The sequence below is a fragment of the Melghirimyces thermohalophilus genome (genome assembly GCF_900102685.1).
Classification (GTDB): Bacteria; Bacillota; Bacilli; order Thermoactinomycetales; family DSM-45169; genus Melghirimyces; species Melghirimyces thermohalophilus.
In genome coordinates this window covers 1-21,245 of record NZ_FMZA01000029.1, presented here as the reverse complement: position 1 = coordinate 21,245, position 21,245 = coordinate 1, and the positions used below count along the sequence as shown (strand labels likewise).

24 protein-coding genes and 1 pseudogene are annotated in these 21,245 nt (G+C 51.3%); 22 read left to right on the top strand and 3 right to left on the bottom strand.

Annotated features, from left to right (window positions below; all coding sequences use genetic code 11):
* Positions 1 to 556: 556 nt before the first annotated feature.
* Positions 557 to 1,651 (bottom strand): citrate synthase/methylcitrate synthase, encoded by a 1,095-nt coding sequence (locus BLP91_RS15870; protein ID WP_091573094.1) that lies wholly within the window; start codon positions 1,649 to 1,651, stop codon positions 557 to 559.
* 131 nt (positions 1,652 to 1,782) lie between these two features.
* On the opposite strand from BLP91_RS15870, the gene BLP91_RS15865 reads away from it, so the two are divergent.
* Positions 1,783 to 2,676, top strand: coding sequence for a LysR family transcriptional regulator (locus tag BLP91_RS15865; RefSeq protein WP_176758051.1), 894 nt, complete (start codon positions 1,783 to 1,785; stop codon positions 2,674 to 2,676).
* A 39-nt stretch (positions 2,677 to 2,715) separates the two neighbouring features.
* Here the strand turns inward: BLP91_RS15865 and BLP91_RS15860 are convergent, their stop codons facing one another.
* On the bottom strand, positions 2,716 to 3,207 hold the full coding sequence (locus BLP91_RS15860; protein ID WP_091573092.1) for a hypothetical protein: 492 nt from the start codon (positions 3,205 to 3,207) through the stop codon (positions 2,716 to 2,718).
* Positions 3,208 to 3,343: 136 nt separating this feature from the next.
* Between BLP91_RS15860 and BLP91_RS15855 the strand changes: the two genes are divergently transcribed.
* The 21 genes from BLP91_RS15855 (at position 3,344) to BLP91_RS15750 (ending at position 20,911) form a co-directional block, all read left to right on the top strand.
* Entirely contained in the window at positions 3,344 to 3,685 is a 342-nt protein-coding gene (locus BLP91_RS15855) for a hypothetical protein (protein WP_091573091.1), read from the top strand.
* A 126-nt stretch (positions 3,686 to 3,811) separates the two neighbouring features.
* Positions 3,812 to 3,964, top strand: a complete 153-nt coding sequence (locus tag BLP91_RS16875; RefSeq protein ID WP_176758050.1) for a hypothetical protein — start codon at positions 3,812 to 3,814, stop codon at positions 3,962 to 3,964.
* Between the two features lie 573 nt (positions 3,965 to 4,537).
* The gene (locus BLP91_RS15845) at positions 4,538 to 4,738 is read left to right on the top strand and encodes a hypothetical protein (RefSeq protein WP_143003586.1); all 201 of its coding nucleotides are present in this window, start codon (positions 4,538 to 4,540) and stop codon (positions 4,736 to 4,738) included.
* Positions 4,739 to 4,881: 143 nt separating this feature from the next.
* Complete coding sequence (locus BLP91_RS15840) at positions 4,882 to 5,424, top strand: hypothetical protein (RefSeq protein ID WP_091573088.1); 543 nt, start codon at positions 4,882 to 4,884, stop codon at positions 5,422 to 5,424.
* A gap of 96 nt (positions 5,425 to 5,520) precedes the next feature.
* A complete protein-coding gene (locus BLP91_RS15835; protein ID WP_091573087.1) occupies positions 5,521 to 5,910 on the top strand; it encodes a hypothetical protein in 390 nt (129 codons plus the stop codon).
* 24 nt (positions 5,911 to 5,934) lie between these two features.
* Positions 5,935 to 6,219, top strand: a complete 285-nt coding sequence (locus BLP91_RS15830; protein WP_091573086.1) for a hypothetical protein — start codon at positions 5,935 to 5,937, stop codon at positions 6,217 to 6,219.
* A 117-nt stretch (positions 6,220 to 6,336) separates the two neighbouring features.
* On the top strand, positions 6,337 to 6,759 hold the full coding sequence (locus tag BLP91_RS15825) for a hypothetical protein (protein WP_091573085.1): 423 nt from the start codon (positions 6,337 to 6,339) through the stop codon (positions 6,757 to 6,759).
* 584 nt (positions 6,760 to 7,343) lie between these two features.
* Positions 7,344 to 7,751, top strand: coding sequence for a hypothetical protein (locus BLP91_RS15815; protein ID WP_143003585.1), 408 nt, complete (start codon positions 7,344 to 7,346; stop codon positions 7,749 to 7,751).
* A 125-nt stretch (positions 7,752 to 7,876) separates the two neighbouring features.
* Positions 7,877 to 8,398: an HNH/ENDO VII family nuclease gene (locus BLP91_RS15810; RefSeq protein WP_176758049.1), complete on the top strand. Its 522-nt coding sequence runs from the start codon at positions 7,877 to 7,879 to the stop codon at positions 8,396 to 8,398.
* Positions 8,398 to 8,832 (top strand): SMI1/KNR4 family protein, encoded by a 435-nt coding sequence (locus BLP91_RS15805; RefSeq protein ID WP_176758048.1) that lies wholly within the window; start codon positions 8,398 to 8,400, stop codon positions 8,830 to 8,832. The genes BLP91_RS15810 and BLP91_RS15805 overlap by 1 nt, the downstream gene beginning before the upstream one ends.
* 367 nt (positions 8,833 to 9,199) lie before the next feature.
* A complete protein-coding gene (locus tag BLP91_RS15800) occupies positions 9,200 to 10,804 on the top strand; it encodes a restriction endonuclease subunit S (RefSeq protein ID WP_091573080.1) in 1,605 nt (534 codons plus the stop codon).
* A gap of 12 nt (positions 10,805 to 10,816) precedes the next feature.
* Positions 10,817 to 12,349: a class I SAM-dependent DNA methyltransferase gene (locus BLP91_RS15795; RefSeq protein WP_091573079.1), complete on the top strand. Its 1,533-nt coding sequence runs from the start codon at positions 10,817 to 10,819 to the stop codon at positions 12,347 to 12,349.
* Positions 12,350 to 12,364: 15 nt separating this feature from the next.
* Entirely contained in the window at positions 12,365 to 13,510 is a 1,146-nt protein-coding gene (locus BLP91_RS15790) for a restriction endonuclease subunit S (RefSeq protein WP_091573078.1), read from the top strand.
* A complete protein-coding gene (locus tag BLP91_RS15785; protein ID WP_091573077.1) occupies positions 13,479 to 16,607 on the top strand; it encodes a type I restriction endonuclease subunit R in 3,129 nt (1,042 codons plus the stop codon). Before BLP91_RS15790 ends, BLP91_RS15785 begins: the two co-directional genes overlap by 32 nt.
* 28 nt (positions 16,608 to 16,635) lie before the next feature.
* On the top strand, positions 16,636 to 17,427 hold the full coding sequence (locus tag BLP91_RS15780) for a DUF4145 domain-containing protein (RefSeq protein WP_091573076.1): 792 nt from the start codon (positions 16,636 to 16,638) through the stop codon (positions 17,425 to 17,427).
* A 202-nt stretch (positions 17,428 to 17,629) separates the two neighbouring features.
* The gene (locus BLP91_RS15775; protein ID WP_245662296.1) at positions 17,630 to 18,238 is read left to right on the top strand and encodes a YIP1 family protein; all 609 of its coding nucleotides are present in this window, start codon (positions 17,630 to 17,632) and stop codon (positions 18,236 to 18,238) included.
* A gap of 11 nt (positions 18,239 to 18,249) precedes the next feature.
* On the top strand, positions 18,250 to 18,849 hold the full coding sequence (locus tag BLP91_RS15770) for a YIP1 family protein (protein WP_091573074.1): 600 nt from the start codon (positions 18,250 to 18,252) through the stop codon (positions 18,847 to 18,849).
* Positions 18,850 to 18,903: 54 nt separating this feature from the next.
* Entirely contained in the window at positions 18,904 to 19,191 is a 288-nt protein-coding gene (locus BLP91_RS15765; protein WP_176758046.1) for a DUF4244 domain-containing protein, read from the top strand.
* Positions 19,133 to 19,903, top strand: coding sequence for a pre-toxin TG domain-containing protein (locus tag BLP91_RS15760; protein WP_176758045.1), 771 nt, complete (start codon positions 19,133 to 19,135; stop codon positions 19,901 to 19,903). Before BLP91_RS15765 ends, BLP91_RS15760 begins: the two co-directional genes overlap by 59 nt.
* A 16-nt stretch (positions 19,904 to 19,919) precedes the next feature.
* Positions 19,920 to 20,144: a hypothetical protein gene (locus tag BLP91_RS15755; RefSeq protein ID WP_091573071.1), complete on the top strand. Its 225-nt coding sequence runs from the start codon at positions 19,920 to 19,922 to the stop codon at positions 20,142 to 20,144.
* Positions 20,145 to 20,608: 464 nt separating this feature from the next.
* Positions 20,609 to 20,911 carry a hypothetical protein gene (locus BLP91_RS15750; protein ID WP_091573070.1) on the top strand — a complete coding sequence of 101 codons (303 nt, stop codon included), beginning with the start codon at positions 20,609 to 20,611 and terminating at the stop codon, positions 20,909 to 20,911.
* A gap of 120 nt (positions 20,912 to 21,031) precedes the next feature.
* Here the strand turns inward: BLP91_RS15750 and BLP91_RS15745 are convergent.
* A pseudogene (locus tag BLP91_RS15745) lies at positions 21,032 to 21,245 on the bottom strand (transposase); the annotation flags it as partial.

The following is a 21,245-nucleotide window of genomic DNA, read 5'->3' as shown; positions in this document are numbered from 1 at the left end:
GTCAGAATGGGAAATGGGTAATGATTCAACAATTGTTCACATCAATCCACAACGAGATGGAACGAGATGGATGGAAAGGGAGGGATACCTAATGACGTTTTGGGAATGGACGCTGGTTCCCACTGGGATATCTGATCGGGGGAAGTATCGTAGGGTAGAAAAGAGAGTGGTTCGATCAGGGTCTGAGGATGTGGTTGGCCGGTGAGCATCGGCCTATTGTGGGCGGTGGCATTGGACCCGGAAGGGATAGCCATTGGGATCGACCCTGTTCCTGGAGCTTTGGAGAAGGGCATGCCCATCTCTATGGAAACGAACAAAAAAGGCCCGTTTGTACGGACCGTGGTACCATTTGGAGGATCTGCCTCCAGGGACATATACGATTCGAGTCGAACTGAACAACAATCAGCATGCACCCTATCTGTTTAACGGGGGAGCTCGTTACAATTCTAGCTCCTGTCGATCATGACGGAAGCTTCGTCTCACAAATACGGAACGATAGCCCAGCTTACAAGGTACACAAAAAACCGGCCCATCAACCCGGTCTCCAGTTATCATTTTAAGAAGTCGCCGGTATCGGACCGGTGTAGAGGGATTGGGGGCGGATGATCCGATTGTGTTCCGCCTGATCCAGGATGTGAGCACACCAGCCTGCCGTCCGGCTCAGGGCAAAAGTTGGCGTGTACAGTTGTTTTGGCAATCCCACCGCCCGCAGCACGGCAGCGGCAAAAAACTCTACATTGGTATACAATCGGCGGCCTGGCTTGTACTCTTCCAATAGAGAAAGGGCGATTTTTTCCGTTTCTAAGGCCAGTTGGAACCAGGGGTCTTCGCCAGCCAGTTCCTGCGACACCCGACGCAGCGCCTCCGCCCGGGGATCCACTGTCTTATAGACCCGGTGGCCGAAGCCCATCAGCCGTTCCCCCGCCTCCAGCCGCGCCCGCAACCAGCTTTCCACCTTGTCGACCGAACCGATCGCTTCCAGCATCCCCTCCACCTCCGAAGGGGCCCCGCCGTGGAGCGGCCCCTTCAAGGCGCCAATGGCCGCCGTCAGCGCGGATAAAAGGTCCGACTGGGTGGAGGTGACCACCCGGCCGGCAAAGGTGGAAGCGTTCATCCCATGCTCGGCGGTCAGAATCAGGTACGCTTCCAGCGCCCGCTCATGGGCGACGGTAGGCGCCGTTCCCTTGAGCAGGTAGAGATAATGGCTGGTGTGGGACAAGTCCCTCTGCACTTTGGGCATCGGGGTCCCTTGCATCCGGTGGTGACGGTAAGCGATGATCGCCGGGATCGCACCCAACACCGCCGCTGCTTGTTCCGGAGCAGGTGGCCAGCTCCCGGTAACCGGCAGAGCGGAGACGGCGGTCCGCAGCACGCTCATCATATCCGTCTTCGCCGGAATCTGGTCGATGATCTCCTTCACATGGGGCGGCAATTCCCGATGCTCGGATAGGAGCCGGCCAAACCGCCTCTCTTCCTCCATCGAAGGAAGATGACCGTACCACAAGAGGTGGACCACCTCTTCAAAGCGACGGGAAACAGCCAGGTCCCGCACCCAGTGACCACGGTAGACAAACCGCCCCCTCTCTCCGTCGACCAAGGACACATCCGTCTCCGCCACGGCGACGCCTTCCAAACCCGGAATCACTTTCATGCTGCCTCTCCCCCTTTCCCGAGCCCATCTGTGGCTCCAAATTTATCCTACCCTATCCCTTCAGAAAAATCTAATTTATGATTATAATACAGTTAATAATGTTTGTTTATCACATGGAAGGAGAGGCGCCCATGAATCTGACCCAAATCCTCACTTTTTTGGAAGTAGCAAAGCAGAACAGCTTTCGTAAAGCATCGGAAACCCTCCTCTTGACTCAGCCTGCCGTCAGCGCGCAGATTCGCGCCCTGGAGGAGGAGCTGGGCGCTCCTCTGTTTTTGCGCCAACGGGTCCGGCTCAGCTCCGCCGGCAAAGCCTTCCTGCCTTACGCCCGTCAAGTGGCAGCCCTCCTGGAAGAGGGAAAACAAGCAGTCCAGGAAACGGAAAACCTTCAGCGGGGAAGTTTTACCATCGGCGCTCACTCTGGGGCAGCGATCACCATTCTGCCCCGTCTGCTCACCTATTTTCGAGATGTCCGTCCCTCTCTGCAGGTCACGGTCCACACCCTTCCTGGGGATCAGGTGATACAGGGCGTGTTGGAGGGCCGACTGGACGCGGGGATCTGCTATCAGCTCCACCCGACGGATCTGTTGGAATATCAAGTCCTCTTCTACGACAACCTGACCCTGGTCGCCCCGCCGGACCATCCCGCCGCCCAAGAACCTTACTTTCAACTGGAGCGGCTCAAGGAGACACCGCTGATCTCCCTCGTGCCTGAAGCCATCGTTCGCAAACTGATCGATCAGGTCCTGCGGGAAAATAACATTCAACCGGAGTTTTCCATCGAACTGTCCAGTCTGGAAGAGGTGAAGCGGATGGTGCGGGAAGGGCTGGGGCTGGCCCTGATCCCCCAACTCTGCATCGATCCCAAAACAGACGGCAACCTGCGGCAGCTGCGAGTGCCCGGCCTGAAAAGTCAAATTCCCGGTGTGCTCGTCTACCCCAAAGAACGACATCACTCCTCCGCTCTTCGTCGTCTTTTAGACGACATTCGAGGCATTTATACACCGGAGGAAGGTTGGTCCTGAATAAAAAACCGGATTCATCCGGTATCGATGAACCCGGCTTTACTGCCGGCTTTTTTCTTTTCCGCCGAGAATCAACCGATCCAGCGCCACCTGGGGCATACGGGTGTACTCCCGGGCTTTCACCAGATAAAAGATTATCCCTATCAACACCACACACCCAGCGACAATCAGGAAGGAGGCGACATAAACCCGGGCTCGCCGGTACCATAAGCAAAACCAAAACCCCATGGAAAAAAGGCTTCCGACCAGGGCCCCCCTTTTACCGGCACCGCCCACTTCCGACAGACCATAAGCAGTAAAATAGGTGTACAGGTAGCCAAAGGCGCCCCGAAGGCGGCCATACCCCCCCCATAGAATCACTGCCCTGCCGAACCAGGGTGCGACCAGGGAGAGCATCGCGGCAAACAGGACCGAATGATCGGGATACGATGAACGGGATGCACATTGCGCACCCGGGCACGGGCCATTCCGAATAGCAAGCGGCTGGTGGCCACAAAAAACCCGTTGATCCCGGTGAAAACCCCCATACATACGGCCACCACCAACAGCCACAACCCGACCAGACCCAACGCCTGTCCCGTGGCCCAGGAGCCGATAAGGGTTAAGATGGCGACATGACCTGATTGTGCAGTTACCGCTCATTTAACAACGCAAGGTGGGTTTAAAAATGTCTGAAATCAAGTATAACTCGTTTGATCTATTAAACTTTTTTGAGAGTGAACCGATCAAGGATGAGGATGATCATGATATATTTCAATATAATCTGAAAGATCAAAACAACAATCACCTGGTACTAAAATTCTCGGTCTTCGATCTGGAGGCAAGTCTGGAGGTACATCAAAAACATTTACCAAACCCGATCCTTCGAGCCTGCTTTACACAAGTGAATCAAATCCTGGTTCAAAAAGATCACACACTTGGTGACTATATGGAGATCTATGAAATGAACAAGGAACAGCCCTCTGCAACGGTATACTTAAATCCAAATTTGCAAATTAATCTATTATAATTTATTGGTGTGTTTGAACACATGTTACAAATAAGGCAGCGGGCACGACCATGGACCATCAATGACAGGCTTTTCTAGCTGATTTCGTCGAAATCATTCGGGGTTTTAAAAAGAAGAGGTATTAACATGAATGAACAAATCATTTTGAAGTCAGGAAAAAGCATTAGAGATAAAGAATTTAATAAAAATCTAGAGTACGAGCCATGCGCGATTTGTCATCATATTCATGTTGAAATGTCTGAGTTTCTTATCGGCTTTTTTCTAGAAGGAACCAATTAGCCCGTCTGTTTAGAATGTGCCAAGCGACATCATCCTGTTTTATTCCATCTATGGGAAATGGGTATTTTTACAGAAGTTCCACGCCAATTTAAAAAATCCAGAGTAAAATTCCAAAAATCCTATAAACGATTACGCCGGGAAAATAGAGAATGAAACCCTCGATTGCTATCAGCAACGGGAACATCCTTTTTACTCAGGGAGGTCGAAATGAATAAAAATGTCCAGAGATATATGGAACTGGTTTATAACAGACCGAATAAAAAAGAATATTTAAGGTTATGTAGCAAAAAAATCAGGTTGCCAGAAAGGTTGATTGAATGGCTATGTATGAAAGGCTTAAAACCCGAAGAAGTGTACCGGGATGATGTATGGCCCTCCAATCAATGATTTTTTGACTTTGATTCCAAACAGATAAACGGGATTCATTTTAGATTTCACACGCAACTAGTCATTTCTAAATTAAGTCCGTTTTATTATGTAGACCACACCTTTGATGTAGATCTCACTGATTCAGAAATATGGCCCCATATGTATGATCCCTGCCTGGACGGGTATGGCAATGAACCATATACGATGCAACAATACGAATTACATCAGCAGATAAGAAAAGCTTTGTCATCAAAAGGGCTCATTGAGTTGTTTGATGACGAATTAGAAGAAGTTGTTGCTGACTTAACATTTGTCGATGGTGTAAATATTTTCGGTAAGCAAGTGACCGTGCGATATGCTCTCTTTCATGACGTACTGGATGCGTGTCCAGAAGACAGTTTGTAAAATAGACGATGTGACCCCGACCTGGAAAAATAGCATATACTTGCCCTATTAAAAAAGGATCGCCCACTTGTGGATGAGGATGTTACTGTAGGGTAGATGTTTTTAGAGATAATGATTAAAAATTATCCAAAAGAGGTTGGAAAATGGTTAGCTGGCGAATTACGAAATACGATCCGAAGGATCGTGATCAAAATGGAGTTTTTCTTAAAGAAAGCTGGACGTCATTTTCTGATGTGGGAAAAGTGGTGGATGGATCCAAGGTAACGGTGGAGGACTATATCCGAGTGGAAGATGCATACATCCAAGCGGTAAAAGCCTTTTTTGAACCGGTAAAACCTATCCCTGTAACATTTTGTGATCTTGAATATATGGACCATATTGAGGCGTTAGCAGAAATGCAGGGAAAATACCCCACCTTTTATTCCCCGGAGTTGCTACGACTCTTTACCACACTGAGCGATGGTTGTCGCCTTGACTACAATCAAATCGATCCTCTCTGTCGGCTCATCCTCCGTGAACATATCTGGGGCAAAATGATGCTGGAGGATAAGCACCACAGGATGTTTGCCCACTTCGGTTACGATTATTATATGTATCTGGGTAGCAATCACTGTGATAAACAAGTTCTCAGCAAGATTAAAAAGACTGGATTGTATATCGAACCCTATCGATCTCCATACCTATAAAATCTAAGGAGCTGACCATGAGTTGATTGGTTGAAAATTTTTCTGGGGATTCACTGTTGATCGAACTTTCCAAATAGAAGACAGTTAGCAAAAGCGATGCGGGAACAGGGGGTAAATATCTCAATCGCAGCCTTTCATTTACCTCTTTGGAAATGTGATATGTTCACTTTATCATGGGATAAATGGCTGGATGACAACAGATGGACCGGCTTATTGAGGTCTAAGACTCATATAAATTTTTATCTGGAACCAAATGAGGAGCTTGAGGAAAGACAAATCACGCTTGATGAAAAACAAATCATGATTGAAGCAGAAGAGCCGGTATCATTGGTCGATAAAAAAGCCGTTTATCAAGCAGCCATTCTGATCGCTGATCCGTGTGATGGAATCATCAGCCTAAACAAAAAAGAGTGGTTAAGCATTGTTGAATTTGAGCAAGTGGTACAAGAAACTTTGACATTTACTTTTAAAGAAGCCGCAGAGTAAGTTTAAAGTAGGCGGAGAAAAGAAATGGATCATCTCAATGGCACCCCCCTCGTTGTTGAGTGGATCGATGGCTCAAAGATGGAAGGAGTGATCGATACCATTTATGAGACGGACAATCATCTCGAAATGGATGAAGATGGATATCGAGAGTATATTGCTTGTCTTTTACGAGTGAAGGCGATTTTGAGTCAACCCGCGCACAGTAAAATACAGCTCCACTCGTTCGTTGAACTCTCTTCCATTGACCCTCCTTCAAAAATATATTTAAAAGAGGTTCCGCCCATTTGGGATGATAGATGTATGGGTTAGCAACCCTCCTCCGACTAAAAGCGCACGACGACGATCATCACCGGATGAGAGAGCTATAGTCCCTCCCGTGCCCCTTTTCGAAATTTCGCCAACTCAACCACTAGGGAGGGGTGAATGATGAATAAAATTTCCGATCTCCTCACGAAAGTGATCATGATGCATCAAACTCAGGAACCGAATTCTGAAAAGGGGTTCGAGAAAATCTATGTGCTTCTTAGGGCCAAAATAAGAAAAGAGACCAACCCCCAACCGTTGGCTGAAGCATTAAATCGAGATATCGGTGAGTTGATGTACCCGCATATTTCATTGATGTTTGAGATCTACCAAAGAGCCATCCAATTGGATCCAACCAACGAAAATTTAATAACAGATTTTGTTGATTATGTCGATATCCACAGCGGCCCGGATTGGCAAGAGGAAGTAGAGCAGATACGATCCTTGTTGCATCAGAATCAAATCGAGGAAGCTTCCAATACGGCTTTGCAGATCGATTATCATAAGTGGGATGAAATCTCTCATCCCTCCTCCCACAAGCTGTGACAAAGGAGCCGTGAAAAATGGGTCATGTATGTCCCGTTTGTGGTCACCTCTTGAAAGAACCCCCATATGACCCAGACGGAAACCCTTCTTATGAAATTTGTGATTGCTGTGGTTTTCAGTTTGGATTTGATGATCAAAGCGAGGGATGGACATTTGAAGTGTACCGAGCGTCTTGGCTAAAAACGGGCGCCTTTTGGTTTTCCGAAAGAGATAAACCGGATCAATGAAAGAAGAACAACAACTGACACGTGTACGAAAAGTTTATACATGATGCTCATTTTTGGCCAACACCATCATGATCGATGTGCCCTTCATCTTTCTTTCACCCAAACACAAAAAGACTCCGTTACCGGAGTCCGTCTGATTTATAGACGATGAAGTCGGTTGGTGGATCAGCCGTCAACTCTGTTGCCGATTTGGGGTGGGAAGGACCTGGGTATACAAGTGGGCCAGCTTCTGTTCCAAATCGCTGATAACATCGGGACAGGAACCAGTCATACCTGCAATGGTGCAACACTCCGCGCAAAACCCTGATCTTAATAAGGACCATGATAAAGATAATGGATTCTTTGCACAACTGAAGGATGACCTATCCCATACTTGGAACGGGGGTGAAAGAGGGTTTAGAGGATTTTGTTGAAGATCCATGGGGAGAAACGAAGGAAGTAGCCAGCGACGCTTGGGATGGGATCACATCCGGAGCACAAGCGGCCTGGGAATGGGTTAAGGAACATAAGGAAGCCATCGCGGCCACCCTGACCGCAGCTGCCGGTGTCGTCCTCTTATTTGTTCCGGGTGGACAAGGCTTTGTAGCTGGCATCCTCATCGGGATGGTGGCTGGCGGGGGCATCTCCGCCTATCAGGGAAATGATTTAAAGACTATCGTATCCGATGCGTCCATCGGCGGCGTTGCTGGAGCTTTTGGGGGTGGTGTCACCGGGGGGTTGCCAAAGGAGCCGTCCGTTATGTTGGTCGAAGGGCGGCTCAACTGATCGGAAACTCCGCCGGAGCATCTGCGGGAAGCCTTGCCGACGATTTTCTTCACGGGCGCAAATTCAATTGGAAGAATGCCACTGTCGCAGCAATCATGGGGGTCGGACTTACCGTCGTCCCTCATATGGCGACCAAAACACCTGTATTCGGTATTACCCCCAAAGCGGAGCAGGCGGCGAGTACGGCGGCAGGAAGCAGTAAAATTCAGGGGATTAATCCTAAGACGGGAAATCCCTATCACTTTGAAAGCGATCTTTACACACCAATTACATGGAAGGGGTCAACGACCCTCAGAAATGGTCGTACATATGATATCAGTCGTCGAGTTTATCAAAGAAACGATATCGATTGGAAATCCTCCCAGTTTCGTGATAAATATGGTCGAACTAATTTAGATAGGGTAAAGGATGGGGATCCACCTCTTAGTTCAGATGGTCAATCGATTCAACTGCATCATGTGATCGGAAAAGAGCCGGGTGCAATGGCCGAGATACCGCGAAGCGTTCATCAGAAGTATTCTAAACAACTACACGGTATAATTGAGAAAAGTTTCCGTCGAAACCCGACCCTAAATGAAATGTATAATAATTATCGTCAACAATATTGGCGATGGCGAGCCGAGCAAGTCGAAAGGAAGTTGAAATAGTGCAAGAAAAACTAAAGCGTCTTTTAGATGACGCGAAAGCTAGAGGTGTTCCTGTACGAGCGGTCGGTGGTACAGATGACCTAACAATAAAAAAGATGGAACAAGACCTTCGCGTCAATTTCCCAGAAAGTTATAAATGGTTTCTGTGCACTTACGGTGAATGCACAGTCGCTGGCGCAGAGATCTATGGTTCATATGAAGGTATAGATAACACAAGGCAATACCGAGAGTTTGGTTCACCTGATTACTACGTTGTCATTGAAAATCTCGACGAGTACCAAATATGTTTGGATACTTCGGACATGAAAAAAGGTGAATGTCCAATTGTAGACTGGGACATGGAAAACGGAACAGGAACAATACAGTACAACAACCTATTCGAGTACCTATATGAGCGATTTAAGGATTCTATCCACAGTTGGGAGAATAATTGATTTTGGATGATATCGTTATGAGATTTGGAGAGTTTTATCGCTCCTTTATGTAATGTCTGCAACAGGATGACTAGGTAAAGGAGTAGCTTACTCTGAAAGATTGGGACTCGGTTCTGACCATACCCAAGATTTGAGTCATCTTGATCGAGAATTGCGATCGAAAGTTCCCAGCGTTCAAGTTATCGGTTAGTCTCTCTCCAGCTGAGCTTGAAACATTCGACATCCCGGGTGGGTATTTCCCGCCCGGTTTTTGTTTGCCGTCGATAAAAAACACCCAAATCATCATTTTTAGTATTGCCAATACCAAAAAGATTATCGTATACTACTGTTGCAAGGAGGAAATGGTTACCGAAAGGAGGCGGGACGGATGAAGGAGACCCTCAGGGCATTCTGGGATGTGCTGAGTCAGCGGGGGCTAGTGCGGGCGGATGAGCGTTTGACCGAAGCGCTTCGGATCTGGCTGACCCGACGATATCTGGAGCAGACCAATCTTACCGATGACATCGAACAAGATCCCGAACGGCTTTTTCAAACGATGAAAGAACAGGTGGAAAAAGAGCTCGCCCATTTTCCCGGTGATCGGGATCTCTTCTGCCAATGGTACCGGATCGGCAAGGAGCTTGCCATCCTCCCCACCACCATCGAGATCCTGAAACAGGACCGGTCCGGGGGCCCGTTGCTGCCCGACCCGCTGATCTCAACCATCGAGCAACGAATCCTTGACGCAGACGATCCGCCTCAAACCATCCTGATCACGGAAGCGGAAAAAGCGATCACCGGTCTGGAGACCTTCATCCGCAAATTTCCTGACCGCTCCATCACCTTAACCACGGAGCGACGGCTGATCTACCGGGTGCTCACTCTGGCTTTCGACGGTTATGAGCAGGTGGACATCCGGCATGTCTCCCTCTACCGGCCGATGGAACTGTCCCGCTATAACTTCATTTTCTCCCTGCCCGCCTTCGGCGGCCGCTATGATCCGGCGGAGACCGAAGGGGATTTTATCACCAACGAAACCGAAGGCATCGCGGCGGAAAACCTGCTCCGGCACCTGTCGGAGACTGGCACCCTCTCCTTGATCGCCCCCGCCAAACTCACCTTTGCCGGGGGACGCCTCGCCCGTCTGCGCGACAAAATCAATAAAGATTACAGTGTCAGGCGGATCGACGCCCTGCCCGAGGGGACCTTCCGCCCCTTTACATCGATCAAAACCTATTGGATCACCCTATCCCGGCAGCCAGCCTCCCACGTGCGGCTGAGCAGGCTGCAGCTCAAAGACGAGGCGCTCCTACCCGTCGATGAACAGACCGTTCCCCACTCCCTCTTCGCGGAGCAGAGAGACTGGCGCGTCGAGCTTTTCCTGGCCGACGAACGGGCCGACCTCGCCCGATATCAAGCCTCCGATCTGCCGCGCATCAAACTGAAGGACAGCGCCGACATCTTCCGGGGCAAATCGATCATGAAAAAGGATATCCGCCCCGGGGAGATCGCCGTCCTCAACATCTCCAACCTCGAAGACGGGGAGATCCGGTGGGACGGGATGGACACCATCGACGAAGAGGAGCGCAAAGTGAAGCGCTACCAGCTGGAGGAGGGAGATCTGGTCATGACCTGCCGGGGAACGATCAACAAGTTCGCCGTTGTCGACACCCTCCCCCGCTTCGTCATCGCTTCCGCCAATATCATCGTCATCCGCTTCAAACAAGGAGTCAATAGCCATTTTGCCAAGATGTTCCTGGAAAGCCCCGTCGGCTCAGCACTGGTCAAAAGCTTCCAAAGGGGGACCACGGTGATGAACATCAACCCGGGGGATATCGGAGAACTGGAGATCCCGCACCTGAGCGAGGCCGAACAACAACGGCTGATCGACCATTACCGCCGGGAATGGACCATTTACCAAAAGGCTATCCGACGGGCGGAACAACGTTGGCAGGAACAGAAGGAATCCATCTATAGACAACTCTTTCCCTAAGGAGGAACCGGCATGGCTGCGACAAAGGGAGCCGCCCTCGGCTTTGAACAGCACCTGTGGAACATGGCGGACAAACTGAGAAACAACATAGACGCCGCCGAATACAAACACGTCGTCCTCGGGCTCATTTTCCTCAAATACATTTCCGACGCCTTTGAAGAAAAATACGAAGAGCTCCTCAAGGACGAGTGGGCCGATCCGGAAGACCCCGATGAGTACCTCGCCGACAACGTCTTCTGGGTGGCCAAGGAAGCCCGCTGGCAACATATCAAGGACAGCGCCAAAAAGCCGGAGATCGGCCGCATCATCGATGACGCCATGGTGGCCATCGAAAAGGATAACCCCTCCCTGAAAGGGGTGCTGCCCAAGAATTACGCCCGCCCCGACCTGGACAAAACTCGCCTCGGAGAGATCGTCGACCTCTTCTCCTTCAAGGTGGGGGACAAAGAAAGCCGCGCCAAGGACGTGCTGGGCCGCGTCTATGAATACTTCCTCAACAAATTCGCTAACGCCGAAGGGAAAAATGGCGGCCAATTCTACACCCCCCGTACCGTTGTCAAACTCTTGGTCGAGATGATCCAGCCCTACAAGGGGCGCATCTACGACCCCTGCTGCGGCTCCGGCGGCATGTTCGTCCAGAGCGAATCCTTCATCCGCGCCCATCGGGGACGGATCGGCGATGTAGCCGTCTACGGGCAGGAGTCCAACCCCACCACCCGCCGTCTCGCAAAGATGAACCTGGCAATCCGGGGCATCGACGGCAACCTGGGGGAAAAACCGGCGGACACCTTCCATGAGGACCTGCACCCGCACCTCAGGGCCGACTACATCCTGGCCAATCCCCCCTTCAACGTCAGCGACTGGGGCGGCGAGCGGCTGACCGAGGATAAGCGGTGGAAGTTCGGCGTCCCGCCCGTCGGCAACGCCAACTACGCCTGGATCCAGCACATGGACTCCAAACTGGCCCCCAGCGGCACCGCCGGCTTCGTCCTGGCCAACGGGTCTATGTCCACCAACTCCGCCTCCGAGGCCGCCATCCGCCAAGGCTTGGTCGACCACGATCGGGTGGACGCCATCGTCACCCTGCCGGGGCAGCTTTTCTACTCCACCCAGATCCCGGTCTGCCTCTGGTTTTTGACCAAAAACAAAGCGGCTAAAGGCCACCGGGACCGCCGGGGCGAGATCCTGTTCATCGACGCCCGCAAGCTGGGCCACATGGTGGACCGCGTCCACCGGGAATTCAGTGATGACGACATCCGCAAAGTGGCCGACACCTACCACGCCTGGCGGGGACAAAAGGAAGCCGGCGACTACGAAGACATCAAAGGCTTCTGTAAATCCGCCTCCCTGGAGGATGTGAAACAGCATGAATACATCCTCACCCCCGGCCGCTACGTCGGCATCGAGGAAACCGAGGACGACGGGGAACCCTTCGTGGACAAAATGACCCGCCTCACCGGCGAGCTGGCGGAGCAGTTCGCCAAGTCGAAGCAGCTGGAGGACGAGATCCGGGAGAATCTGAAGAAGATCGGGTTTGAGTTTTGAGGAGAAAGAAAGGAGATGATGGGCGTGGGTGTTGAGGGGTGGAAGGAAGTAAAGTGGGGAGATTTAGCCACCTTAGAGTATGGTAAGGGTTTAAAAGGATATAAAAATTCTACAGATAAAGTCCCTGTTTTTGGTACTAATGGTCACATTGGCTTTACAAGTAAGCCCTTATATGAAAAGCCCGGAATTATCATTGGTAGGAAGGGAGCTTATAGAGGGGTACATTTTTCCGACAAACCATTTTTTGTAATTGATACAGCATATTATCTGAATCCCAAAGTTAGGGACTTGGATATAAAATGGGCTTACTATGAATTACTTACGAAAGATATAAACAATATGGATAGTGGTTCGGCAATTCCATCAACGAGTAGAAATGATTTTTACGCTTTGCCGGTTAACTTCCCCCCCCTCCAAGAACAAAAACAAATCGCCTCCATACTGTCCACCTTGGACGAAAAGATCGAGCTCAACCACCGCATCAACCAAAACCTCGAAGCGATGGCCCAAGCCCTGTTCCAATCCTGGTTCGTCGACTTCGAACCCTTTCAGGACGGGGAATTTGTGGAGAGCGAGCTGGGGTTGATTCCGAAGGGGTGGAAAGTAAGAAAATTGGGGGACATCATCAATATTACTAGTGGTAAAAGACCTACTAATAAAGCTGAGCAACAAAATAAGAAATTTAATGTCGCACTAATAGGTGCTAGCTCGATTACAGGTTATGTGGATCAGGCTCTATATAAAGAACCTATTCTAGTGACTGGTCGAGTAGGTACTCATGGTGTTATACAAAGGGTTCGCGGAGAAAGTTGGCCGTCGGATAACACACTTGTAATAAAAACGCCTTATTATGAATTTGTATACCAAATATTAAAAACCCTTGATTATAAGTCCATGAATCGGGGTTCAACTCAACCACTTATTACTCAAAGGGATATAAAAAATACACAAATTGTATTTCCGAGTGACCTTGTGTTGTCTGATTTTGAGAATCAAACAAAGGCTTTATATAACCTAGTGAACGAGTTTAATGATGAAATTAAAACCCTATCCCAACTCCGCGACACTCTGCTCCCCAAACTGATGTCCGGTGAGATTCGCGTACCCCTGGATGAAAAGGAGGCCGCCCATGAACGAGCTGACGGAAACGAAGCTGGATGAGCCTGCCGTAATGGAGTCTTTGGAAGCGCTGGGGTTTGAGAGGGTTTATGGTCCCGAGATCTCCCCCGAGGGGGAGTACCCCGAGCGGTGGGATTACAGCGAGGTGATCCTGGAGGAGCGCCTTAGGGAAGCGCTGGAGCAGATCAACCCCCTCATCCCTCCCGAGGGGATCGAAGAAGCGGTACGCAAGGTGAAGATCCCCCAGGGAGCGGACCTCCTGGAAAACAACCTCGCCTTCCACCGGATGGCCACCGAAGGGGTGGATGTGCCGGTCCGGCAAGAGGACGGCAGCATTCGCACGGTTAAGGTGTGGCTGTTCGACTTCGACGAACCGGAGCGGAACGATTGGCTGGCGGTCAATCAGTTCACCGTGTGGGAAGGCTACGACCACAAGCGACCTCGGGCCGACGTGGTGCTGTTTGTCAACGGGATGCCCCTGGTCCTGTTTGAGTTGAAAAGCGCCGTCGACGAGGAGGCCGAGCTGACCCGCGCCTACAACCAGATCCAAAACTACAAACGCTGGATGCAGTCGCTCTTGACCTACAACGCCTTCACCGTCATCAGCGACGGGACCAATGTCCGGGTGGGCACCTTGACGGCGGATGAGGACCGGTTCATGTGGTGGCGCACCATGGACGGGAGCGAAACGGCCCCGGAGGCGGTGCCCCAGATGGACGTGCTGATCAAAGGGATGTTGTACCCGCCCCGCTTCCTGGATATACTGCGCCATTTCCTCCTGTTTCAGAACGACGGCCGCCACACCGCCAAGATCCTGGCCGCCTACCATCAGTATCACGCCACCAACAAAGCGGTGGAAAGCACCCTGCGGGCGACGGAGGAAAAAGGAGACCGCAAGATCGGGGTGATCTGGCACACCCAGGGCTCGGGAAAAAGCCTCTCCATGGTGTTTTACGCCGGGAAGCTGGTACAGGAGCTGAACAACCCCACCCTGGTTGTCATCACCGATCGCAACGACCTGGACGATCAGTTGTTTGGGACTTTCGGCAGATCCCTCCAACTGCTGCGACAGACGCCGGTTCATGCGAAGAGCCGGAAACACCTGCGGGAGCTGCTGGACCGGGAGTCCGGGGGAATCATCTTTACCACGATCCACAAGTTCGCCCCCGGGAAAGAGGAGGAAACCGTCCGCCCTCTCACCCACCGCAAAAACGTGGTCGTCATCGCCGACGAAGCCCACCGCAGCCAGTATGGACACGAAGCCAAGGTGAAGAAAAAGAAGGACGGCCAGCGGGCCGAAGTAAAATACGGCTATGCCAAACACATGCGGGATGCTCTGCCCCACGCCTCCTACATCGGCTTCACCGGAACCCCGGTGGAGCTGGCGGACAAAAATACCCGCTCGGTCTTCGGCGATTACATCGACGTCTACGACATGACCCGGGCGGTGGAAGATGGTACCACGGTGAAGATCTACTACGAGAGCCGCATCGCCAAACTGAACCTGCCCGAGTCGAAGCGGCCCGTGATCGACCGCTCCTACGAAGAGATCACCGAGTACGAGGAAGCGGAGGAGCGGGAGAAACTCAAATCCAAGTGGTCCCGCCTGGAAGCCCTGGTCGGGTCGGAGAAGCGTGTCCAGGAGGTGGCGGCGGACATCGTCGCCCACTTCGAGGAGCGGCAGGAAGCGATTACCGGAAAAGCGATGGTGGTGGCCATGTCCCGCCGCATCGCCGTCGACCTCTACAACGCCATCGTCCGTCTGCGCCCGGATTGGCACAGCGATCAGCTGGACGACGGGAAGATCAAGGTGGTGATGACCGGAAGAGCCGACGATCCGGAGTCATTTGAGCCTCATCTCACCACGAAAAAGCAGCGGGAAATGCTGGCCAAGCGGATGAAAGACGAGTCGGACCCCTTGCAGATGGTAATCGTCCGAGATATGTGGCTGACCGGCTTCGATGCCCCCTCCATGCACACCATCTACGTGGACAAACCGATGCGCGGTCACAACCTGATGCAGGCCATCGCCCGGGTGAACCGGGTATTCCGGGACAAACCCGGCGGCCTGGTGGTGGACTACATCGGCATCGCCGATTCCCTGAAGACGGCGCTGAACGAGTATACCGAGAGGGACCGGCGCACCGCCGGGGTGGATACGGAGCAAGCGGTGGAACTATTGCTGGAGAAAATCGATCTGATCCGCGATCTCCTCCGCGGGTTTGACTACAGTTGGTTCGCGACTGCTGGAGCATCGGAACGGATGCGGATCATCACCGCCGGGGTGGATTTCGTCCTCGGATTGGGCGAAGAGGCAAAGAAAAATTTCATCCAGTGGGTGACGGAGCTGTCCCGCGCTTACGCCCTCTGCTCCACCACCGATCAAGCCCAACGGCTCAACCTGGAGATCGGATACTTCAAAGCGGTCAAATCCGGCATCGTCAAACTGATCCCCGCCGACAACCGCAAAAAATCCTCCGCTCAACTGGACGCGAAGATCAACCAGCTCGTCTCCAAATCGGTCATCTCCGAAGGCGTGGTCGACGTACTGGGCTCCGTCGGGCTCAACAAGCCCAATATCGCCATTCTGTCTGATGAATTTTTGGAAGAGGTCAAAGGGTTGGAACAGAAGAACTTGGCTGTCGAATTGCTCCGCCGCCTGCTCAAAGGAAAAGTGCGGTCCGTAGAGCGAAGAAACATGATCCAGGCCAGGAAATTCTCCGAGATGCTGGAGGAGTCCATCATTAAGTATCAGAACCGGGCGATCGAGACGACCCAGGTGATCATGGAAATGATCGAGCTGGCCAAGCAAATGAACGAGGCTCACCGGCGGGGGGAAGATCTCGGTCTGATCGCCGATGAGGTGGCCTTTTACGATGCGCTGTCCACCAATATGTCCGCTAAAGAGGTGATGGGTGACGAGATCTTAAAGCAGATTGCCCGGGATCTGACTCAAGCGATCAAAAACGATATGAGCATCGACTGGAACCTGCGGGCGAGCGTTCAGGCCAAGATGCGGGTGACGATCAAGCGCCTGCTGAAAAAGTATGACTACCCGCCAGATAAACGGAAGGACGCCATCGAAACGGTGATGAAGCAGGCTCATCTGATGTGTCGAAACGAAGCGGAAAACTTCTGACACCAGAGAAAGGAGAGAATCAAAAAGCATGGAGGAAAAATCCCTCTTCGCCTTTTTAAAGGAGCGGCAGCCCGCCTGGGCGGAGGAAGCGGAGGAGATGGAGCGGGTCGTCTACCACGACCCGCCCTCCGCCCTCACCCGAAGCCGCAAATGGATGGAAACACTGATACGCTGGGTGATGCGGGAAGAGAAGATCGTCGATGTCTATGAAAAATTGGTCGAGCGGATCCAAAAACTGTACCGGGGCGGGTGGATCACCGAGTCTATCTATCAGAAAATGGAGTGGCTCCGTCTGGAGGGAAACAAAGCCGCCCACCGGACTGGTTACGGAACGGTGGAAGAATCGCTGAAAGCCCACCGGCTGGTGTACGAATTGGCCGTCTGGTGGACGGAGGTCTACGGGGACCCCGATTTTCAGGCCCCCTCCTACCGCCATCCCCCCGTGGACAAAGGGGTGGATGCGGAAGCGATTGAGAAAGTGATCAGCCGAACCCTGAACGAGAAGTTTCGCGGGATCGAGGACATACTGAAACAACCCCGGACGGAAACGGCTGCCACCGCCGAGCCGAAGCAGGACGGGGGCTCCGATTCGGGTGACAGTTCCTTCGACCTGATCGACTACCTAAAGGAACACGGCCTGGAGCCCATTGACAAGCGGCCTGCCGGCGGCTCCCTCTGGGTCGTGGGCGGCTGGGAATTGAACAAGGTCCTGTTTCCGTTGAAGGAGCGAAAGATCTACTTCCGCTTTTCCAAAAAAGGCGGCCGGGCCACCAACCGGAAGCCGGGCTGGTTCCTGTTGGTGAAGGCGTCTCGGATTTGACTCATACTAAATATTTGGGAAGCCTGTCCCTGAACGGATGGGCTTTTCTCTTATTTCGGAGAAATGCGGCATCCATCGCTGTTCCGGGATTCGTCTAAGGGGACGCTATAGTCTATTAGTCTTATTGTTTCGCTGGAAATGACTTGCTACGATTTGGTAGAATATTCTTGATGTGATGGAAAGGGGTTTTCTGTTGGAGTTTATGGCAAAGCCGTGGATCCGGATCTGGATCCATCCCCGGTCCGTCATCCGGGAAGCGCTGATTCACAGTGAGCGGAAACAGGAATGGTTACTTATTCTCCTATTTGGTCTGATGCTGGGGTTGAAACAGGCTTCCCTCCGCAGCCTGGGGGATGCCCTCTCCTTTTCTTTGATCTTGATCCTCTCCTTGGTGTTGGGCCCCTTGCTCGGTGCCCTCGCCTGGTACATCGTGAGCGGGATCGCCTACGGGGTGGGCCGCTGGTTGGACGGGACGGCCTCCTGGGAGGAAATCCAAACAGCGGTGGCCTGGGCCAGCATCCCCTTCAGCATGAAACTGGTCCTCTGGATCCCTCAGCTGGCCTTTTTCGGCCAGGAGATGTTTACCACCACGGTCTCCTCTCTGGAGGGCAGTGCGTGGTTGTGGGTGCTGTACACGTTGCTTACCCTGATCGATTCGGTGATCAGCATCTGGTATTTCGTCGTACTCTGTAAAGGGGTCGGCCAAGCCCATGATTTCTCGGCCTGGCGGGGCTTTTTCTCCCTGCTCATCGGTTGGGTAATTCTGTTGGTGCCGTTCATCCTGTTGGCTGTGCTGTTTCGGCGGCTGTAAGGAGGGTGTTCATGGAACCTGTAATGTGGGTGGAAAACAAACCCGGGTGGGCGGTTTGGGTCCGCACGCGGATGACGATCCGTTCCCGGTTGGAGGATCCTTTCCCTTCCCGGTGGGGGCTCTTCTTCATCCCGCTGTTCGGAATCAGTATGACGCTGGACCAGATCTCGTTCAGCGAATACGGGGTTTGGTACACCCTCTCTCATTTGCTCCTCGTCTCCCTCCCGATCGGGTTGGCGGCGGGCTGGGTCGTCTGGCTGCTGTACGGGGCGCTGTTCTGGGGAGCCGGCCGCCTCATCGGAGGGGAAGCCGGCTGGAAGGAGATGCAGTGGGCGCTGGTGTGGGCTTTGGTGCCGTATACCGCGAAGCTCATCATCTGGTTGTTTCGGATGCTCTGTTTCGGGGAGGAAACCTTTACCCTGTACACTCCGACCATCGACAACAGTTTTCCACTCTTATTCCTCTATTTCTTTTTCTTTATTGTAGACACTGTATTGACGATCTGGTTTTACCTGATCCTGATCAAAAGCGTGGCGGAAGCCCACCGGTTTTCCGCCTGGAGAGGAGCGGCCGTCGTCCTGCTCTCCCTCGTATGTTGTGGGTCGTGCTGAAATATGTCTTTGGTTTTGTCCTCATGCCTTTTTGACGATGAAGGAGGCGAAGGAGTGAAAGGAAGGAACATCCGGTGGTGGAACCGAAGAGGCTCAGCCACCCTGGAGTATGTCGTGATCCTGGCGGCGGGAGCGATCCTCGCCCTGGCGTTGACCCACGCCTTGACCAGCGATGAGGTGAAGGGGTCCTTACAGAAGAAGGTGATGGCGGCACTCTTGGGCCAAGAAACCGAGACACCTGATGCACCGTTTCCCGGTTCGACGGATCCGGGCGGCGCTCCAGATGGTCCAGCCGGCGGCTCCACCGAGAGGCCGGTCTCATCGACCCGGTTCGGTGGATGATCCGGGCAGCACTCCGGATAGCCCTGCCGGCGGTACTACCGAGATGCCGGCCCCATCGAATCCGGATGACGGGGTGAATCCCGACGGAGGATCGACCGACAAGGCAGACGACAATGAAAACCATCCCACACCCCCTGCCCCTCCTCAGGAGGAAGAAGAGGGGGCTTTGGAGAAGATCGGGAAAGGCACACTGGATTTTCTCGGCTATACCGACGCCAAGGCCGCCATCACCGGTGTGGACGAGAACGGAAACAAAATCGGGATCGGCGAACGCATCCTGCGCGGAGCCATGGTCCTCCCCATCGCCAAACCGGTCAAAGGCGTTAAGATGGTGGCTAAATACGGCGACGACGTCCTGGCCGCCGGCAAAACCAAGCTGGACGATGTCACCCGGAACTGGAAAAAGACCGCGTGTGCATGTCCTTTTAGTCCCCACTATAAAGCTGCAAAGGAAGGCGGAAAACATTCTGGGTTCTATAAACAATATGTTTCAAAGTCTGATGAACAGGTGAAAAAGGGGATATCTTCGATCCAAAAACAAATTGAAGAACATGAAGATAAGATTAAGAATCCTACTAAGTATATCCCTAATTTCAAAGAACTTGATCCAAGACAACAACAGGCGTTGTTAACAAAAAAATGGCCATCGGATATACAAAGACAAAAAGAACAAAAGACCATACTCGAAGGTATTTTGAAGGAAAGAAATTAGCCGGGAGGAATTGAACATGGACAGTGAATTGCAGTCTTTTCTATCTGATTTAATTGAAATAATTCAGGATAAATACAATGATTCACTGAACAACTGCGACGAATTTAATAATGGACTTAATTTTGCATACTATGATGTTTTAGAAATAATCGAATCACAGCTAAGAGCGTTTAATATTGATCAAGAATTATTTGATCAAATAACGCCGGTATTAGGAGAGGAATTTAAAAGAAAAAAATAAATTAATTTAAAATCCACTCTCATGCACTTTTCGTACCTGCATGGTACGTTAAGGAACACAAATAATTTTCATGAGGTGGTTTTGTGGAAATCCTTCTGGAGATTAACGAACGATCTAACTTTCCGAATAAAGAACAGTTGGTTAAAGCGATGTGGGAACAGGGTGGAAATATCTCGATCGCCGCATTTCGTTTACCTTTTTGGAAGTGTGACATGTTCACCTTATCTTGAGATAAACAAATCATGATTGAAGCAGAAGAACCTGTTTTATTGGTGATAAAAAAGCTATATACCAAGCAGCCATTCTGATCGCCGATCAGTGTGATGGAGTCATCGGCTTGAACAAAAAAGATTGGCTAAGCACTGTTGAATTTAAGCAAATGGTACAAGAAACTTTGAAAATTTACTTTTAAAGAAGTAGAGATTAGTTTAAAAAAGGCGGAGAATCATCGGAGTTGAAAAGAATTGGACCGTCTAATAAAAGCACTCAATGATTATCCGAATGGTACACTCCTCGTTGTTGAGTGGATAGACGACTTAAAGATTGAAGGAGTGATTGATACAATTTATGAGACCGACAACAGATTCGAGATGGATGAAGATGGATATAGAGAATATTTTGCTTGCGCTTTACGTGTGAAGGCAATTGTTAGTCAACCTGCTGACACAAAAAATATACAGCTAAACTCGTTGATTGAAGTCTCTTCGATTAACCCTCCTTCGAAAATTTGCTTAAAAGATGGTCAGCCAATATGGGGTAATAAATGAGCCTTTTGCAAAATGGCTTTCTGGTTCAATAAACCAGAATAACACTCAGGGAAACCAGTCTTTCACTTTCGCAAACTAAAGTGATATGGGCATACGGGCAGAATTTTGGAGATTCTCTTTTTAAGCTACTTCTTTGGAAGCCTGGGTTTTCTTAACAGCCAGCGCGGTCGCTAATAAAACGATGGCATTCAGGTACACGTGGGTGGTTCCCTTCGAAATCCCGCAAACATGAAGATCGTTCGTCGTGAGGTTTTCTTTTAATCGACCGTTACATCGTTCCACGCTCGTCCGTTCATCGTAAAGCTTTTTCCAGTTGCGCGATCCCCGATGCGGA

Bases quoted from the DNA above. Each gene is read 5' to 3' on its own strand.
- BLP91_RS15870 (WP_091573094.1), bottom strand. From the start codon at position 1,651: ATGAAAGTGATTCCGGGTTTGGAAGGCGTCGCCGTGGCGGAGACGGAT.
- BLP91_RS15865 (WP_176758051.1), top strand. From the start codon at position 1,783: ATGAATCTGACCCAAATCCTCACTTTTTTGGAAGTAGCAAAGCAGAAC.
- BLP91_RS15860 (WP_091573092.1), bottom strand. From the start codon at position 3,207: ATGTATGGGGGTTTTCACCGGGATCAACGGGTTTTTTGTGGCCACCAG.
- BLP91_RS15855 (WP_091573091.1), top strand. From the start codon at position 3,344: ATGTCTGAAATCAAGTATAACTCGTTTGATCTATTAAACTTTTTTGAG.
- BLP91_RS16875 (WP_176758050.1), top strand. From the start codon at position 3,812: ATGAATGAACAAATCATTTTGAAGTCAGGAAAAAGCATTAGAGATAAA.
- BLP91_RS15845 (WP_143003586.1), top strand. From the start codon at position 4,538: ATGCAACAATACGAATTACATCAGCAGATAAGAAAAGCTTTGTCATCA.
- BLP91_RS15840 (WP_091573088.1), top strand. From the start codon at position 4,882: ATGGTTAGCTGGCGAATTACGAAATACGATCCGAAGGATCGTGATCAA.
- BLP91_RS15835 (WP_091573087.1), top strand. From the start codon at position 5,521: ATGCGGGAACAGGGGGTAAATATCTCAATCGCAGCCTTTCATTTACCT.
- BLP91_RS15830 (WP_091573086.1), top strand. From the start codon at position 5,935: ATGGATCATCTCAATGGCACCCCCCTCGTTGTTGAGTGGATCGATGGC.
- BLP91_RS15825 (WP_091573085.1), top strand. From the start codon at position 6,337: ATGAATAAAATTTCCGATCTCCTCACGAAAGTGATCATGATGCATCAA.
- BLP91_RS15815 (WP_143003585.1), top strand. From the start codon at position 7,344: ATGACCTATCCCATACTTGGAACGGGGGTGAAAGAGGGTTTAGAGGAT.
- BLP91_RS15810 (WP_176758049.1), top strand. From the start codon at position 7,877: ATGGCGACCAAAACACCTGTATTCGGTATTACCCCCAAAGCGGAGCAG.
- BLP91_RS15800 (WP_091573080.1), top strand. From the start codon at position 9,200: ATGAAGGAGACCCTCAGGGCATTCTGGGATGTGCTGAGTCAGCGGGGG.
- BLP91_RS15795 (WP_091573079.1), top strand. From the start codon at position 10,817: ATGGCTGCGACAAAGGGAGCCGCCCTCGGCTTTGAACAGCACCTGTGG.
- BLP91_RS15790 (WP_091573078.1), top strand. From the start codon at position 12,365: ATGATGGGCGTGGGTGTTGAGGGGTGGAAGGAAGTAAAGTGGGGAGAT.
- BLP91_RS15785 (WP_091573077.1), top strand. From the start codon at position 13,479: ATGAACGAGCTGACGGAAACGAAGCTGGATGAGCCTGCCGTAATGGAG.
- BLP91_RS15780 (WP_091573076.1), top strand. From the start codon at position 16,636: ATGGAGGAAAAATCCCTCTTCGCCTTTTTAAAGGAGCGGCAGCCCGCC.
- BLP91_RS15775 (WP_245662296.1), top strand. From the start codon at position 17,630: ATGGCAAAGCCGTGGATCCGGATCTGGATCCATCCCCGGTCCGTCATC.
- BLP91_RS15770 (WP_091573074.1), top strand. From the start codon at position 18,250: ATGGAACCTGTAATGTGGGTGGAAAACAAACCCGGGTGGGCGGTTTGG.
- BLP91_RS15760 (WP_176758045.1), top strand. From the start codon at position 19,133: ATGGTCCAGCCGGCGGCTCCACCGAGAGGCCGGTCTCATCGACCCGGT.
- BLP91_RS15755 (WP_091573071.1), top strand. From the start codon at position 19,920: ATGGACAGTGAATTGCAGTCTTTTCTATCTGATTTAATTGAAATAATT.